The organism is Agrococcus phoenicis (assembly GCF_047302415.1).
In the GTDB taxonomy this organism is placed as follows: Bacteria; Actinomycetota; Actinomycetes; order Actinomycetales; family Microbacteriaceae; genus Agrococcus.
Genome location: NZ_CP154854.1, coordinates 2,822,861 through 2,839,011, shown reverse-complemented (window position 1 = coordinate 2,839,011; position 16,151 = coordinate 2,822,861). Strand labels below are relative to the sequence as shown.

Annotated in this window: 8 protein-coding genes; all 8 read right to left on the bottom strand. The window is 72.8% G+C overall.

Annotated features, from left to right (window positions below; all coding sequences use genetic code 11):
* The coding region (locus tag AA0Z99_RS13645) for an Ig-like domain-containing protein (RefSeq protein ID WP_413318264.1) at window positions 1-4,356 on the bottom strand (4,356 nt) is incomplete at its 3' end.
* 191 nt (window positions 4,357-4,547) lie between these two features.
* A complete protein-coding gene (locus AA0Z99_RS13640) occupies window positions 4,548-4,949 on the bottom strand; it encodes an RNA-binding S4 domain-containing protein (protein ID WP_413318262.1) in 402 nt (133 codons plus the stop codon).
* On the bottom strand, window positions 4,946-6,985 hold the full coding sequence (recQ, locus tag AA0Z99_RS13635) for a DNA helicase RecQ (RefSeq protein ID WP_413320885.1): 2,040 nt from the start codon (window positions 6,983-6,985) through the stop codon (window positions 4,946-4,948). The genes AA0Z99_RS13640 and recQ overlap by 4 nt, the downstream gene beginning before the upstream one ends.
* A gap of 109 nt (window positions 6,986-7,094) precedes the next feature.
* Entirely contained in the window at window positions 7,095-8,264 is a 1,170-nt protein-coding gene (locus AA0Z99_RS13630) for a serine hydrolase domain-containing protein (RefSeq protein WP_413318260.1), read from the bottom strand.
* A 130-nt stretch (window positions 8,265-8,394) separates the two neighbouring features.
* Window positions 8,395-9,153: an SDR family oxidoreductase gene (locus tag AA0Z99_RS13625; protein ID WP_413318259.1), complete on the bottom strand. Its 759-nt coding sequence runs from the start codon at window positions 9,151-9,153 to the stop codon at window positions 8,395-8,397.
* Window positions 9,154-9,313: 160 nt separating this feature from the next.
* On the bottom strand, window positions 9,314-11,521 hold the full coding sequence (locus AA0Z99_RS13620; protein WP_413318257.1) for a DEAD/DEAH box helicase: 2,208 nt from the start codon (window positions 11,519-11,521) through the stop codon (window positions 9,314-9,316).
* Window positions 11,522-11,719: 198 nt separating this feature from the next.
* A complete protein-coding gene (locus AA0Z99_RS13615; RefSeq protein WP_413318255.1) occupies window positions 11,720-12,724 on the bottom strand; it encodes a DUF2510 domain-containing protein in 1,005 nt (334 codons plus the stop codon).
* Between the two features lie 135 nt (window positions 12,725-12,859).
* On the bottom strand, window positions 12,860-16,147 hold the full coding sequence (locus tag AA0Z99_RS13610) for an efflux RND transporter permease subunit (protein WP_413318253.1): 3,288 nt from the start codon (window positions 16,145-16,147) through the stop codon (window positions 12,860-12,862).
* Between the last annotated feature and the right edge of the window lie 4 nt (window positions 16,148-16,151).

Below are 16,151 nucleotides of genomic sequence, written 5' to 3'. Positions count from 1 at the left end.
CCCGCCATCGATCGACACCTCGACCGTCGCGCCGGGCTCGGCCGTGCCCGACACCGTCGGGGTCGTGTCATTGGTCGTCGAGCCATCCGCGGGCGCCTCGATCACCGGCGCGTCCGGCGCCGTCGTGTCGACCACGAACGCGTTCGAGTCGGCTGCGGAGGTGTTGCCCGCCGCATCCGTCTGCGTCGCGTCGACCGTGTGCTCACCCTCGGCCAGCTCGTCCGTCGTCTCCAGCGACCAGGCGCCGTCCTCGTCGACCTCGGCCGTGCCGACCACAGCGCCATCGATCGACACCTCGACCGTCGCACCCGGCTCACCCGTGCCCGACACCGTCGGCGTCGTGTCGCTCGTCGTCGAGCCGTCTGCGGGCGAGACGATCACCGGCGCCTCAGGCGCGGTCGTGTCGATCGTGAAGGTCACGCTGTCGGCCGGCGAGGTGTTGCCCGCGGCATCGGTCTGCGTCGCGTCGACCGTGTGCTCGCCCTCCGCGAGCTCGTCGGTCGTCTCGATCGACCAGTCGCCGGCCTCGTCGACCTCGGCCGTGCCGACCGCGGTGCCGTCGATCGACACCTCGACCGTCGCGCCCGGCTCACCCGTGCCGCTGACCGTCGGGGTGGTGTCACCGATCGTGGACCCATCCGCAGGCGATTCGATCACCGGAGCAGCCGGCGCCGTCGTGTCGACCACGAACGCGTTCGAGTCGGCAGCGGAGGTGTTGCCCGCCGCATCGGTCTGGGTCGCGTCGACCGTGTGCTCGCCCTCGGCCAGCTCCTCGGTCGTCTCCAGCGACCACGCGCCGTCCTCGTCGACCTCGGTCGGGCCGACGACCGCACCGTCGATCGAGACCTCGACCGTCGCGCCCGGCTCGCCCGTGCCCGACACCGTCGGGGTCGTGTCATTGGTCGTCGAGCCATCCGCGGGCGCCTCGATCACCGGCGCGTCCGGTGCCGTCGTGTCCACCACGAAGGTCACGCTGTCGGCCGGCGAGGTGTTGCCCGCGTCGTCGGTCTGCGTCGCGTCGATGGTGTGCTCGCCGTCGGCGAGCTCCTCGGTCGTCTCGAGCGACCAGTCGCCGGCCTGGTCGACCTCTGCCGTGCCGACGACCGTGCCGTCGATCGAGACCACGACGATCGCGCCCGGCTCGCCCGTGCCCGTGACGGTCGGCGTCGTGTCGGCGCTCGTCGACCCATCCGCGGGCGAGACGATCACCGGCGCCTCCGGCGCCGTCGTGTCGACCACGAACGCGTTCGAATCGGCTGCGGAGGTGTTGCCCGCCGCATCCGTCTGCGTCGCGTCGACCGTGTGCTCACCGTCGGCCAGCTCGTCCGTCGTCTCCAGCGACCACGCGCCATCCTCATCGACCTCGGCCGTGCCGACCACGGCGCCGTCGATCGACACCTCGACGATCGCGCCCGGCTCACCCGTGCCCGAGACCGTCGGCGTCGCGTCAGCGATCGTCGACCCGTCCGCGGGCGAGACGATCACCGGCGCCTCAGGCGCCACCGTGTCGACGGTGAAGATCACCGAGTTCGACGTCGCCGACTCGTTGCCCACCGCATCCGACTGCACCGCCGTGATCGTGTACGTGCCATCAGCCAGCTCGACCGACGCGAAGCTCCACGCCCCGTCCTCATCCACCAGCGCCTCACCCAGCACCAGACCCTCGGACGAGGTCACCACCACCGTCGACCCGGCCTCACCAGAACCCGCCACCGTCGGCGTGCTGTCACCGGTCGTGCTGCCGCTGAGCGGCTGCTCGATCACCGGCGCCACCGGAGCAGCGCTGTCGACCGTGAACGACACGCTGTCCGCCGGCGACACGTTGCCCGCCGCATCCGACTGCGTCGCATCCACCGTGTGCTCACCATCGGCGAGCACCTCCGTCGTCTCCAGCGACCACGCGCCATCCTCATCGACCACGGCCGTACCGACCACCGCGCCATCGATCGACACCTCGACCGTCGCGCCCGGCTCACCCGTACCCGTCACCGTCGGCGACGCATCCGAGATCGTCGAACCATCCACCGGACCCGTGATCACCGGAGCAACCGGCGCCACCGTGTCCACCACGAAGGTGTTCGAATCCGCAACGGACACGTTGCCCGCCGCATCCGTCTGCGTCGCATCGACCGTGTGCTCACCATCGGCCAGCACCTCCGTCGTCTCCAGCGACCACGCGCCATCCTCATCGACCACGGCCGTACCGACCACCGCACCATCGATCGACACCTCGACCGTCGCACCCGGCTCACCCGTGCCCGACACCGTCGGCGTCGCGTCAGCGATCGTCGACCCATCCGCAGGCGAGACGATCACCGGCGCCTCCGGCGCCGTCGTGTCCACCACGAACGCGTTCGAGTCGGCTGCAGAGGTGTTGCCCGCCGCATCCGTCTGCGTCGCATCGACGATGTGCTCACCCTCGGCCAGCTCATCCGTCGTCTCCAGCGACCAGTCGCCGGCCTCGTCCACCTCGGCCGTGCCGACGACCGCACCGTCGATCAAGACCTCGACCGTCGCACCCGGCTCACCCGTACCCGTGACGGTCGGCGTCGCATCCGCGATCGTCGAACCGTCCGCAGGCGAGACGATCACCGGCGCATCCGGTGCCGTCGTGTCGCTGATCTCGAACAGCCCGCTCGCCGTCACCGCCGTGGGCGAGCCGTCGGCATCGAGCGCCGTGCCGGTGATCGTCGCCGTGCCGCCGGCGGCGTCGGCGTCGATGGGGTACGTGGTGTCTGCTGGGATCGCGCCGGAGCCATCCGTCACGACGGTGATGGGCCCTCCGACCGCATCGCCCGCGGCATCCGTCACCTGCAGGCTCACCGAGGTCTCCGCCGGCCAGCCGTCACCCGAGATCGTGGTCGAGGCACCCGTGGCCGCGTCGATCGCGGCGATGGTCGGCGCGAAGTCGAGCTGCGCGTTCGGGCCCACCGACGAGGTCGCCACGTCGATGCCGACGGTGCCGCCGAGCACGAGGAGCTGCACGGCGGTGACCGTGGCGGCGTCGGCGAGGCCGTCTCCGGCGTCCTGCACGTTGAGGTTGATGGCTGCGGCGCCGGCCAGCGCGGCGAGCGCGGTGGCGAGCCCGTCGGTCAGGGTCGTGACGGCCGTGTCGACCGTGGCGCCCGCCGTCTCGAGCACGGAGGTGAGCGCGAGGTCGACCGCGGGGGTGATCACGCCCAGGAGCAGATCGGATGCCGCGTCGACCGGGATCAGGGCGAGGAGTCCGGTGCCGTCGATGTCGAGCGGCGCGCTGCCGTCGACGAGCGCGCCGAGCGTGCCGTCGAAGTCGATGGTGAGGGTCGCGAGCACGGTGCCGACGATGGGCGCCGTGACGGCGGTGTCGGAGTCGATCGTGACGTCCACGTAGTCGGTCGCGTTCGCGAGCACATCGTTGACGTCGGCCTGCAGCTCTGCGAGCAGCTCGGCGACGTCGGCGGAGACGAGCTGCAGCACCTCGGGGCTCAGGAGCGTCGAGTTGGGGTCGAGGTCGTTCAGGTCGACGCCACCCGCGAGGTCGACGGTGATCACGCCGGTGCTGAGGTCGATCGAGACGAGCTCCGTGCTCAGGGTCTGCGTCAGCAGGCCCGCGACCGCTTCGTCGAGCCTCGAGTCGACGGTCACCGAGGTGGTGGTGCTGGTGAGGCCGGTGACCCCTCCCACCAGGTTGAGCAGATCGCCGACCACGCCATCGATGGCTCCCTCGAGCGCGTCGCTCAGGCCGTTGACAGCGGCGTTCACGCTCGCGGTGGCCGCGGTCACCGTGCTGGTGAGGTCGCCGACCAGCGGCGACTCGAGCTCGAGCGTCGCGTCAGCGACGGTCGTGGTGCGTGAGAGCGTGCCGTCCTCCGCGAGCGCGGCCTCGGATCCCACGGCTCCCAGGGAGACCGTGCCGGTGGAGAGCGCCGGAGTCGTCGGCAGCAGTGCCAGCAGGTCGATGTCGAGGTCTGCCGTCGAGGCCGAGCTGCTCGACGCGCCGCCGGGCTGCGCCTCGGCGTACTGCTGGATCACGCCGAGCTGCAGCAGCTCTCCCACACCGATCTCGAGGTCGGGCAGGCCGAGCGTCAGGGCGCTGAGCGCCGTGACGTCGAGCGCAGCGTCGTCGACGTCGGAGGCGCCCGACGTCACCCCGTCGACGTACTCGGCCTGAGCGCCGTCGATGCCTGCCAGGTCGAGGCCGAGCGCTCCGGCGTCCAGGAACGCCGCGTCGGCGCGCGACGACTCACCGGGGAGGGCGGAGGCTGGGGCCGCGCCCAGGTGGATGCCGACGGTGGCGAGCGCGGTGGCCGCGAGGCCCGCCAGCAGTCGGTCTCGGAGACGCCTCGGCGTCGCTGCAGGCTGTGGGTTCCTAGGCATGGGGTGACTCCGATTCCGAGGCGGCGGTGCATGAGCCGCTCGTCACCCTGAGGAGTGCATCTGGATCTGGTGCGAAGCGGCTGCGGTCTCGAGACCAAAGTTCCGCATTCTGCAAATTTCCTCAACGGCAGAACGCTGGGAATGTCATCAGAGCGGATCGCGCACGAATGTGATACCTCGTGCGGGCGAGGCTAGCCCTCCCTGCCCCGAAGTCGATCGATCTCGCGCCGCTCCCGGCTCGTCGGCCGACCCGCGCCCCGCGGCCGATGCGGCACCTGCGCCGCCTCGATCGCGGTGGGCCTCGGCGGCGAGTGATCCTCGAACGCCGCCGCAGCCGCAGGAGCGCCGACGCGCTTCGCGAGCAGCTCGGTGACGATCACCACGCGATCGAACCCGTGGATGCGCACCCGCACCTCGTCGCCCACCCGCACCGCGTGGGCCGCCTTCGCCGGTCGCCCGCCGACCTTGACGTGGCCGCCCCGGCAGGCCTCGGTCGCGGCAGCCCGGGTCTTCACGAGCCGGACGGCCCAGATCCAGACGTCGAGGCGCACCGAGGTGCGCTGCGCATTGCCACCGGGCGCAGCCGGCGTCATGCCGCCGCCAGCACCTCGAGCACGGCCTCGCCGTAGCGCTCGAGCTTGGACTCACCGACCCCCGAGATGGTGGAGAGCTCGACCAGGCTGGTCGGCTTCCGCTCGGCGATGGCCGCGAGGGTCTTGTCGTTGAAGACGACGTAGGCGGGCACGGCTTGCTCCTTCGCCGTCGCGGCGCGCCAGGAGCGCAGCGCCTGGAAGACGCCCTGCTGCTCGTCGTCGAGCTGCGCTGTGGAGGTCGAGCGCTTGGCCGCCTTCGCCGGCGCCTTCGCCTCGTGGCGCAGCCGCACCTCCCGCTCGCCCGAGAGCACGGCGGCAGACGCATCCGTCATCGCCAGCACGCCGTACTCGCCCTGCACCTGCAGCAGGCCCTGCGCGAGCAGCTGCCGCACGATGCCTCGCCACTGCGTGGCCGGCAGGTCGCGCCCGATGCCGTACGTGGCGAGCTGCTCGTGGCCGAAGCGGCGGACGCGCTCGGTGTCGGCGCCGACCAGGATGTCGACCAGGTGCCCGGCGCCGTAGGACTGCCGCCGCTCTCGCTGCAGGCGCACGATCGTGGAGAGCAGCTTCTGCGCGGGCACCGTGCCGTCGTAGGAGTCGGGCGGTGTGAGGCACGTGTCGCAGTTGCCGCAGGCCGTGCTCGGCTCGCCGAAGTAGGCCAGCAGCTGCACCCGACGGCACTCGACCGTCTCGCAGAGCGCCAGCATCGCGTCGAGGTGGAGCGTCTGGTTGCGCTTGCGCTGGGCATCGCCGTCGCCCTCGGCGATCATGCGGCGCTGCTGCACGACATCCTGCAGGCCGTAGGCGAGCCACGCGGTCGAGGGCTCACCGTCTCGGCCAGCGCGACCGGTCTCCTGGTAGTAGCCCTCGACGGACTTCGGCAGGTCGAGGTGCGCGACGAAGCGCACGTCGGGCTTGTCGATGCCCATGCCGAAGGCGATCGTCGCGACCATGACGACGCCGTCCTCGCGCAGGAACCGCTGCTGGTTGGCGGCGCGCGTGCCCCCGTCGAGCCCTGCGTGGTACGGCAGGGCGTCGACCCCCTGCGCGTGCAGCCACTCGGCGGTCGACTCCACCGAGCGTCGCGACAGGCAGTAGACGATGCCCGCGGCGCCCGGGTGCTCGTCGCGGATGATGCGGAGCAGCTGCGCCTTCGCGTCCTGCTTCGGCGCGATGCGGTACTGGATGTTGGGCCGGTCGAAGCTGGAGACGAACACCTGCGCGCCGTGCAGTCCCAGCCGCTCGACGATCTCGCTGCGCGTCTCGCTGGTGGCGGTGGCGGTGAGGGCGATGCGCGGCACGTCGGGCCACCGCTCCCCCAGCACCGACAGCTGCAGGTAGTCGGGCCGGAAGTCGTGGCCCCACTGGCTGACGCAGTGGGCCTCGTCGATCGCGAACAGCGCGATCGGGGCGGCGTCGAGGAGGCTCTGCGCGACCGGGAGCCTCTCGGGCGCCAAGTAGAGCATGTCGAGCTCGCCCGCCAGCAGGCGGCGCTCGACGTCGCGACGCTCATCGATCGACTGCGTGGAGTTGAGGTAGGCGGCGCGCACGCCGAGCTGCTCGAGCGCGTCGACCTGATCGTGCATCAGGGCGATCAGCGGGCTGATGACGACGCCGGTGCCTTCGCGCACGAGCGAGGGGATCTGGTAGCAGAGGCTCTTGCCGCCGCCGGTGGGCATCAGCACCACGGCGTCGCGGCCCGCGACGACCTCGTCGATGACCTGGGCCTGCTCGCCGCGGAACGCGTCGTAGCCCCAGACGCGGGTGAGTGCCTCGAGCGGCGTCGCGGCCTTCGCCGACGCCGCCACCCCCGGAGCCCTGGCGACCTGCGGCCGCGCGGCTCGCGCGCCCTGCTGGGCCACGGAGCCCGCTCGCGCCGGTGCTGCGCGCGCGCCGGTCCTCGAGGAGCCGCCCGCCGGCGCGCCGACGAGCGCACCCGGGTCCGGCGGCGGCACCCAGCCGTCCTCCTGGTCGCCGTAGGCGTCCCAGGGCTCAGGTGCATCGTCGTCGCTGGGCGGTGCCCACTCGTCGCGCATCGCGTCGGTCACGCGTCCCCCTTCGCGTCCATGGCGCATCCCAGCCTAGGTGGCTGCGCCCACGCGCGCGATGCCGAGCCGGGCTCCTGTGAGCAGCGCCGGCGCTCCGCTACGGCGCAGCGCCGCGCGCGTGCTCGGCCGCGAGCAGCAGCGGCGGCACGATGCGCTCGGCGTCGTCGGGCGCGCCGAGTCCGTGCTGCGTGAGCCAGACGAGCACCGCTTGGGCGCGAGGGTAGACGTACAGCGCGGTGCCGGTGCCGCCGATCCAGCCGTAGCGGCCGAGCACCTCCCAGGGCTGCCTCTCGACGACGTCGACGCTGCCGCCGAGCGACCACGACTGGCCCTCGAGGAACGGGTGGTGCGGGCTCGACGTCGCTCCGGGGGCGAGCATGCGCTCGACGGCGGCCTCGCTGAGCACCTGACGATCGCCCGCCCGGCCACCGCGCACGAGCATGCGCCCGAACGCCAGCAGGTCGTCGAGCGTCGACACCAGGCCGCCCGCCCCGGATTCGAAGGGCACGGGGCCCACCCACGAGCCCGCCGCCGGATCGCTCAGCCGCAAGGCTCCGTCCTGCGGGGCGTAGGCGGCCGCAGCGCGCCGCACCTGGGCCCCGCGCAGCTCGAAGCCGGTGTCGGCCATGCCGAGCGGATCGAGGAGCGTGTCGACGAGGACCTCGCCGAGGCTCGAGCCCGCGGCGCGCGCCAGCAGCACACCGGCGATGTCGAGCCCCGTGTTGTAGCTCCAGCCTCGCCCTGGATCATGCAGCAGCGGCAGCTCGGCCACGCGGGCGATCCACTCGTCAGGGCCGGCCCAGCCCGCGGGATCGGGCGCCGCCTGGTGCAGCCGCTCGGTCAGCACGGCCGCGAGCGGCGTCGGTTCGAAGCCCGCGATGCCGAGGCCGCCGCGCAGCGACAGGAGGTGCTCGACCCTGATCGGTCCGCTGGCCGCCCTGGTCTCGTCGAGCGGGCCGGCGGGGTCGAGCAGCACGCGCGGCGCAGCGAGCTCCGGCAGCCACCGCTCCACCGGCGCTTCGAGCCGGAGCGCGCCGCGATCGACCAGGACCATCGCGGCGGCGGTGACGACGGGCTTGGTGAGCGACGCGATGCGGAAGACGGTGTCGCGCGTCATCGCTTCGCCCCCGAGCGAGCGCGCGCCCGCGACGGCGACCGCCGGCAGGTCGTCGCGGCCCCAGAGCGCTCCGACCACGCCGGGCACGCCGTGCTCCGCGACCGCGACCTCCGCGAGTCGCTGCAGCCGCGCGGGCAGGGCCGCGCTCACCGACGCGCCGACCGCTCTGCGACGCCGCGCATCCGCCCTGCCGCGCAGCGCATCCGCCCTGCCGCGGGCGATGCAGCCGCGTGCTCAGCGATGCCCACTGCGATGCTCAACGCTCAGCGTTGCCGAGTGCTCAGCGCCGGCGCGCGAGCCACTCCTCGAACGTGACGCGACCCTTGTGCTGCTCGGTGAAGTTGGCGCCGGAGCGCAGGTAGTCGAGCAACGACGGCGGGAACGGACCGTTCACGATCAGTCCGCGCGCCCCGGTCGCGGCCTGCCACGACTTCGCGAGGTCCCGCGACAGCCGCACCTGCGGCCCCGCGATCTCGATGAAGCGCTTGCCGCTCGGCTCCAGCGCCTCGTCGGCGCACAGCTCGGCGACCTCGCTGACGGCCACCGGTTGCATGCGGCCGCCCAGCGCCACCGGGATCGCGCCGAGGGCCGAGCCCGCCTCGAACTGGTCGACGGACCACTCGTGGAACTGCGCCGCGCGCACCACCGCCACCTCGAGCGAGGAGTCGAGGTAGGCGAGCTCCTGCTCGTGCTTGCGCCGGTGGTAGGACAGCTTCGAGCGGTCGACGCCGAGGATCGACAGCACCACGGCTCGCTGGACGCCGGCGCGCTCTGCCGCCGCGACGATGTTCCGGGCGCCGATCGTGAAGGGCTTCGGGTCGATGGGGTTGCGCGAGTTCACGGCGTCGACGACGACCTCGGCGCCCTCGAGCGCTTCGTCGAGCCCCGCGCCCGAGACGATGTCGGCCTGCACGCCAGCGGCTCCGGCGATGGCCTTGCCCGACCGCGACATCGGGCGCACGTCGGCGCCCCGCCGCGCCAGTGCCCGCACGATGGACGAGCCCGCGTTCCCAGATCCGCCGATCACGACGATGCGCATGCCCCAACGCTACGCCAGCCTCTGCACAACGCAAGCCGAACGCGCAGACAGCGCGCAGGACGGCCCGGATCGCGAAGATCCGGGCCGTCCTGCGCGCTGCGGGCTTGCGTTGTGCACCCGCGCCGGCGCCGGCGCCGGCGCCGCTGGTGGGGAGTGCGGGCTATTCGGCCTCGGGCGCGGCCGCCGGCGGCGCGGTGAGCGTGTCGAGCAGATCGTCGCCCGGCGTGACGGGGATCATCGGCGCCTCGATCTCGGCCCGGTCCAGCAGCTGCTGGGTGCGCTTGCGGCGCGCCGGGGCGATCACGGTGACCACGCGGCCGTCGTTGCCCGCGCGGCCCGTGCGGCCCGAACGGTGCAGGTAGGTCTTGTACTCGTCCGGCGGGTCTGCCTGCACGACGAGCGCGATGTCGTCGATGTGGATGCCGCGAGCAGCCACGTCGGTCGCGACCAGCACGTCGACCTTGCCGCGCTTGAGCTTCTCCAGCGAGCGGTTGCGCTTGGCCTGCGTGAGGTCGCCGTGGAGGCTGACCGCCGCGATGCCCGCGTCGCTGAACTGCTCGGCGAGGCGCTCGGCGTAGGCGCGCGTGCGCGTGAAGACCACGATGCGGCCCGGGTTGCGCACGATCTGCTCGAGCACCGCATCCTTGTCGTAGCGGTCGGTGACGAGGATCTGGTGGTCGATCGTCGACGTCGACTGCTCCTCCCCCGCGACCTCGTGCACCGCGGGCTGCGGCAGGAACTCCTTGACGATGGTCTGCACCTCGGAGTCGAGGGTCGCCGAGAACAGCAGCTTCTGGCTGCCGGGCTTCGTGCGACGCAGGATGCGCTGCACGGGCTCGAGGAACCCGAGCTCGCACATGTGATCGGCCTCGTCGACCACCGCGATCTCGACCGCGCCGAGGTTCAGCTTGCGCTGCTCGACGAGATCCTCGATGCGGCCGGGGGTGCCGATCACGATGTCCACTCCGCGACGCAGGCCCTCGACCTGGCGATCCTGCTTCACGCCGCCGACGATGACGGTCGTGAAGACGCCGACCTCGCGGCCCAGCGTCATGATCGTGTGGTTCAGCTGCTGCGCGAGCTCGCGCGTCGGCGCCAGCACGAGCGCGCGCGGCGCACGGCCGATCTCGCGGCGCTCGGAGCGGCCGCGCAGGAGCTTCTCGACGATGGGTGCGCCGAAGGCGATGCTCTTGCCCGACCCCGTGCGGCCGCGGCCGAGCACATCGCGACCGGAGAGCACGTCGGGGATCGTGGCCGCCTGGATCGGGAAGGGCGACAGCGCGCCCATGCCGGTCAGGGCGCGACCGATGCTCTCACCGATGCCGAGGTCGGCGAAGGTCACGCCCTCGACATCCTCGGCGCGGATCGAGGTGGCCTCGAGGCGCTCGAGGACCACGTCGTCCTTCGACTGGAACGGGTTCGACTCCTTCGACGGGTAGTACGTGCTGTCGCGTCGCGGCTGCTCGTCGAAGCGATCGCGGCGGGGCGGACGGCTGTCGGCCTCGCGGCGGGGAGTGCGGTCCTCTCGGCGCGGGGCGCGGTCGTCGAAGCGGCGCTCGCCCTGGTCGCGGCGATCGCCGAAGCGGTCATCACGACGCGGCGCCCGGTCGTCGCGACGCGGGGCGCGGTCGTCGCGGCGCGGAGCGCGGTCGTCGCGGCGCGGCGCCCGGTCGTCGAAGCGACGGCCACCGCGATCGTCGCGACGCGGAGCACGATCGTCGAAGCGACGCTCATCGCGGTCATCACGACGCGGCGCGCGGTCGTCGAAGCGACGCTCGCCCGGCTCGCGGCGATCGCCGAAGCGGTCGTCGCGACGCGGGGCGCGGTCGTCGCGGCGCGGAGCGCGGTCGTCGAAGCGACGCTCACCGCGGTCATCACGACGCGGCGCGCGGTCCTCGAAGCGGCGCTCGCCCTGCTCGCGGCGATCGCCGAAGCGGTCATCGCGACGCGGCGCGCGATCGTCGCGACGCGGGGCGCGGTCGTCGAAGCGGCGAGCGCCGCGGTCGGCTGCGACTGACGAGCTGCCGCGGCCGTGGTGCTCGTCGCGAGCCCGCTCGAAGCCGCGCGGCCGCTCGCCGCGGTGCAGGCGGTCGTCTCGCTGCTGGTCGCGCCCGCCCTGGGCGCCGCCGCGGGTGCGGAACGACGGGCCGCGGCCGGCATCACGGTTGCGCTCCTCGGGCGGGGTCCAGTTGGGTCGTCCGGAGCTCGCGCGGCCGCCCTGGGCTCGCTCGCGGTCGTCGCGGCTCCAGCGTCCCTTCGACGGCTGCTCGTCGCGGAAGCCTCGGTGGCCCTTGCTGCGGGATCCGGGTCGGCTGTCGCGGTCGTTGGATCGGGGAGCGCCCTGGGGGCGCGAGTCGTGACGGGGCATTGCTCGCATCTCTGTGCGCGCGAGGAAGATCTCGCGCAGGTCGTGCCGCATTCATCGCGGGGATCTGGTCAACCGCGAGTGCGCTCGCGGGAACTCCGGCCGCGGTGACACTCCATTGCGACGCACATGCGTCTGTCCCGAGCCGACCCATCCACCCTAGAGCACTCCCGCGCTCGACGACAGGGGCAATCGCTGCGCTCAGCCCGGCTGATCGGTCTCCCGGCGCCCGCCGCGCATCACCGAGGCCGACCACTGGCGCCCGTCGAACCACCGCGAGTCCGCGCGCCGGAAGGGATCCGGGTACCAGTCCGGCGGCGCTTGGCCGGTGCTGGCGGAGAGGCCGATGGGCTGCGGCGCACCGTCGTGGCCCGAGGAAACCTGCGGCGGCTGCTGCGCATGCTGCTGCGCCTGCCACGCCTCGTAGACGCGCCGCTGCGCGTCGGCCGCCTCGCGCTCGAGGCGGTGAAACTCGGCGGGGGTGGGGATCGGCGGCGCCTGCTTGTCGTCCGCGGCGTGCTCACGACCGTAGACGTCGCGCTCGACGCGCTGCGGCCGCTGCCCGAAGGACGGCGACTGCTGCGCATCGGGGCGCGGCCCGACGTGCGGCGGCTGGCTCGCCGGGCCGGGCGAGGGCGGCTGCTGGTCGCGCTGGGGAGCCGGCGCCTGCGGAGAGGAGGATCGCACGGGATCGACGCGCGCGCCCTGCTCGCGACCGAAGTCGGAGGGCTGCGAGGGCACGGAGCCGGTGGACCCCGGCATCGGGCCGACGGCCGGCGTGGGCGACGTCGGGGGCACCTGCCGCGCCGGTGCCGATGCGGCGAAGCTCACCGCGGGCGCCGAGGCGCCGCTCGGCGGCTGCAGCGTGCGCGCGTCGCGGGCTGCGTAGTAGTGCATGGAGGAGTCGGAGGGCCATTGCCCGTCGATGCGCAGCAGCGAGCGGCCGCCAGCCTCGAGCGGCGGCACGAACGTCAGTCGCGTGCCCGTGCCCGCGGGCGATCGCACCGTGATCGTCGCACCCTCGATCTCGCCGGAGGCGCGGGTCACGTAGACGGTCACGGGCAGGTCGCCCGCTGGCACGTGCAAGGTGATGTCGCCCCAGTCGAGCGGTGCCCGGAGTCCCGCGACATCCAGCGTCGGCGGCTGCCGGTAGGCGTCGAGCCGACCGTCCCGCGGGGCCGAGTGCACGATGAGGAAGCTCGGCATCCCGCCCCTCCGTCGTCTCTCACACTCGGCGCGGGCTGCTCCCCCGCGCCCGGACGACCCTCTTGGGCGCCCTCGAACGGGCCCATTCAACCAACCGCAGCCCGCGCGTCCGCTGAGAGCGGCCACGGGCGGCGCTCATCGCTCGCCAGCGGCTGCCAGCTCACCCCTGCGCTCGGCGCGCGTGCCCGTGCCGCGCCGCACGCGGCGGCGCTCGATGGCGCCCTCGACGAGCAGGTACAGCACGGGCAGCACGATGAGCGTCAGGAGGGTCGACGAGATGAGGCCGCCGATCACGACGATCGCGAGCGGCTGCGAGATGAAGCCGCCCTGACCGGTGAGACCGGCCGCCATCGGGATCAGGGCGAAGATCGTCGCCGCGGCCGTCATCAGGATCGGGCGCAGGCGGCGCTCGGCGCCCTCCACGAGCGCATCGCGCACCGAGAGGCCCCGATCCCGGTACTGGTTGACGAGGTCGATCAGCACGATCGCGTTCGTGACCACGATGCCCACGAGCATCAGCACGCCGACCATCGAGGCGACACCCAGCGGCACGCCGGTGATCAGCTGCATCGCGATCGCTCCGGTGGCGGCGAACGGCACCGACACGAGCAGCAGGAACGGCTGCAGCAGGCTCTTGAAGGTCGCGACCATCACGACGTAGACGAGCAGGATCGCGATGAGCGCCGCGATCCCGAGCTGCGTGAACGCATCCGTGATCTGGGTGGCGACACCGCCGATCGAGGCGGTCGCGCCGTCGTCGAGCTCCAGCGCGTCGAGCTCGGTCTGCAGCGCGGCCGAGACGCCGCCGACGTCGGCCGCATCGGGCGCGACGGTCACCGTCGCCGTGCGGTTGCCGTCGCTCGTCTCGATCGCCACCGGACCGGTGATCTCGGTCACCTCTGCGACGTCGGCGAGCGGCAGCGGCCCGGTCGGTGTCGGCAGCTCGAGCTCGCGCAGCTCGTCGAGCGTCGCGGCCGGCGCGATCGCGTCGAGGTAGATGCTGACGACGGCGCCCTCGAGCTGGATGTCGCCGATGGGCGTGGGCTGCATCGCCTGCGCGACGAGCCCCGAGACCGCCGCCTCGCTGAGGCCGAGGCTCGCGGCGTACTCCCGGTCGACCGCGACCTGCACGAGCGGCTGCGCGCCCTCGAGGGAGTCCGTCACCTGCGCGACGCCGTCGATGTCGGCCATCGCCTCGGCGACGGATGCGGTGGCGGCCTCGACCACCGCGGGCGTGGGGCCTTGCACCTCGATCGTGATGTCGCTGCCGCCGAGGCCCGCGGACTGCCCGACCGTCACCTCGCCCGGTGCCGCGTCGCCCAGCTCGATGATGTCCGAGCGCAGCGCCTCCATGTCGGTGCCCTCCGCGGCGATCACGCCGTAGGAGATCGAGTCGCCGCCCCCGCCGCCGGTGAAGGCCGCGAAGCCCCCGCCCCCCGACACGGTCGCCGAGACGGTCTCGACGCCGTCGACCTCCTGGAGCTGCGCGGAGAGCTCCTCGGCCGCGTCGAGCTGCGCGTCGAGCGAGGCGCCCGGTTCGAGGGACTGCGACAGCTGCACCGTCGTCTGCCCGTCGTCACCGAGGAAGTTGATGGCCATGAGCGGCACGGCTGCGATGCTGGCGCCGAGGATCGCCACCGCGCCGACGAGCACGAGCCAGGGCTTGCGCAGGGTCGCCAGCAGCACCGGGCGATACGCGCGGCGCAGCCGGTCGGGCCGCTCGTCGAGGTCGTCGGTCTCGGTCGCCGGGGCGGCGTTCGCGGCGTGGGCGCCTGCAGCGGCCGGCGCCGGCCCGCTCGGCTGTCCTGCTGCGCGTCGGCGTCCGAGGATGCGACGCCGGAGGCGACCTCGCCGGGTGCGCTGCGCGGCGAGCTCCCGCTCGGCCTCGATCGCCGCTGCCTCGGCCTCGGCGGCACGGGCCTCCGCCTCGACGATCTCCGTGGGCCGCCGCAGCAGCCAGTAGGCCAGCACCGGGACGATCGTCAGGGCGATGGCGAGCGAGGACAGCAGGGCGATCGTGACCGTGAACGCGAAGGGTCGGAACAGCTCGCCGGTGATGTCGCTGACGAACGCCAGCGGCAGGAAGACGATCACGCTCGTGATGGTCGAGGCGGTGATCGCTCCCGCCACCTCGCGGACCGCATCGAGGATCGCCTTCGTCTTCGACGGCTGGAATCCCAGGTGCCGCTTGATGTTCTCGATCACCACGATCGAGTCGTCGACGACGCGGCCGATGGAGATGGTCAGGGCGCCGAGCGTCAGCACGTTGAGGGAGAAGCCCGCGCCCCACATGCCGATGAAGGTCATCAGCACCGACATGGGGATGGAGATCGCCGTGACGATCGTCGGGCGCACCGACCACAGGAAGATCAGGATCACGAGCACGGCGAACGCGAGACCGAGCACGCCCTCGACCGCGAGCGCCTCGATGGAGTGCTCGATGTAGGGGGCCTGGTCGAGGATCGTGGTGATGGAGACGCCGTCTCCGAGCTCTGCCTGCACCGCGGGCAGCAGATCCTGCACGGCGTGCGAGACGTCGACGGTGTTCGCGGCCTGCGTCTTCGTGATCGAGAGGATCACGGCGGGAGCGCCGTCGACCAGCGCGATCGAGGAGACGGGATCCTCGGCGAGCTCGACATCGGCCATGTCGCTGATGGTGGCGCTCTGCCCTGCGTTGCCGCCGGAGAGCGGCAGTGCCGCGATGTCGTCGACCGAGCCGAGCCGCTCGCCGATCTGCACGCTGAGGGTCTGCCCGTCGTCGTCGACGGTGCCGCCGGGCAGCAGCTGTCCGTGCTCGTCGATGGCGTCGGAGATGCTCTGGCGCGAGAGGCCCTGCGCCGCGAGCGCCTCGTCGTCGGGGCTGATGGTGACGCGCTGCCCGGGGGCGCCCTGCAGCTGCACGGCGCGCACGCCCTCGGTGCGCTCGAGCTGCGGCACGGCGATCGTCTCGATGCGGTCGACGAGCTCCGCCGTCGAGTCGGCGTCGCCGGCGGAGATCGCGAGCTGCAGCACGGGGAAGTCGGCGATCGACCCGGTCAGCACGGTCGACTCGGCGCCGGACGGCAGCTGGCCGGCGATGCGGTTGACGGCCTGCTGCACGCGCTGCTCGGTCGTCGGGATGTTGCTGCCGTAGGCGAACTCGGCGATGACGAAGCTCGAGCCGGAGGAGGAGGTGCCGCTCGTGCCCTCGAGGCCGGGCACGGACTGCACCGCCGCTTCGATGGGCGAGGTGATGTCCTCGCTGATGATCTCGGGGCTCGCGCCCGGCAGCGTCGTAGTGACGACGACCGCGGGCAGCTCGAGCTCGGGCGTGAGCTCTGTCTTCAGGCTCGCGAGCGCGACGCCGCCGAAGATGGCGATGCAGATCGTGACGAGGGCGACCAGCGCCTTGTTCTTCATGCTGGCGAGCGAGAGCAGATGCACCCGC

Coding starts and splice junctions, on each gene's coding strand:
- AA0Z99_RS13625 (WP_413318259.1), bottom strand. CDS start 9,153: ATGCGCATCGTCGTGATCGGCGGATCTGGGAACGCGGGCTCGTCCATC.
- AA0Z99_RS13620 (WP_413318257.1), bottom strand. CDS start 11,521: ATGCCCCGTCACGACTCGCGCCCCCAGGGCGCTCCCCGATCCAACGAC.
- AA0Z99_RS13640 (WP_413318262.1), bottom strand. CDS start 4,949: ATGACGCCGGCTGCGCCCGGTGGCAATGCGCAGCGCACCTCGGTGCGC.
- AA0Z99_RS13615 (WP_413318255.1), bottom strand. CDS start 12,724: ATGCCGAGCTTCCTCATCGTGCACTCGGCCCCGCGGGACGGTCGGCTC.
- recQ (WP_413320885.1), bottom strand. CDS start 6,985: ATGCGCGACGAGTGGGCACCGCCCAGCGACGACGATGCACCTGAGCCC.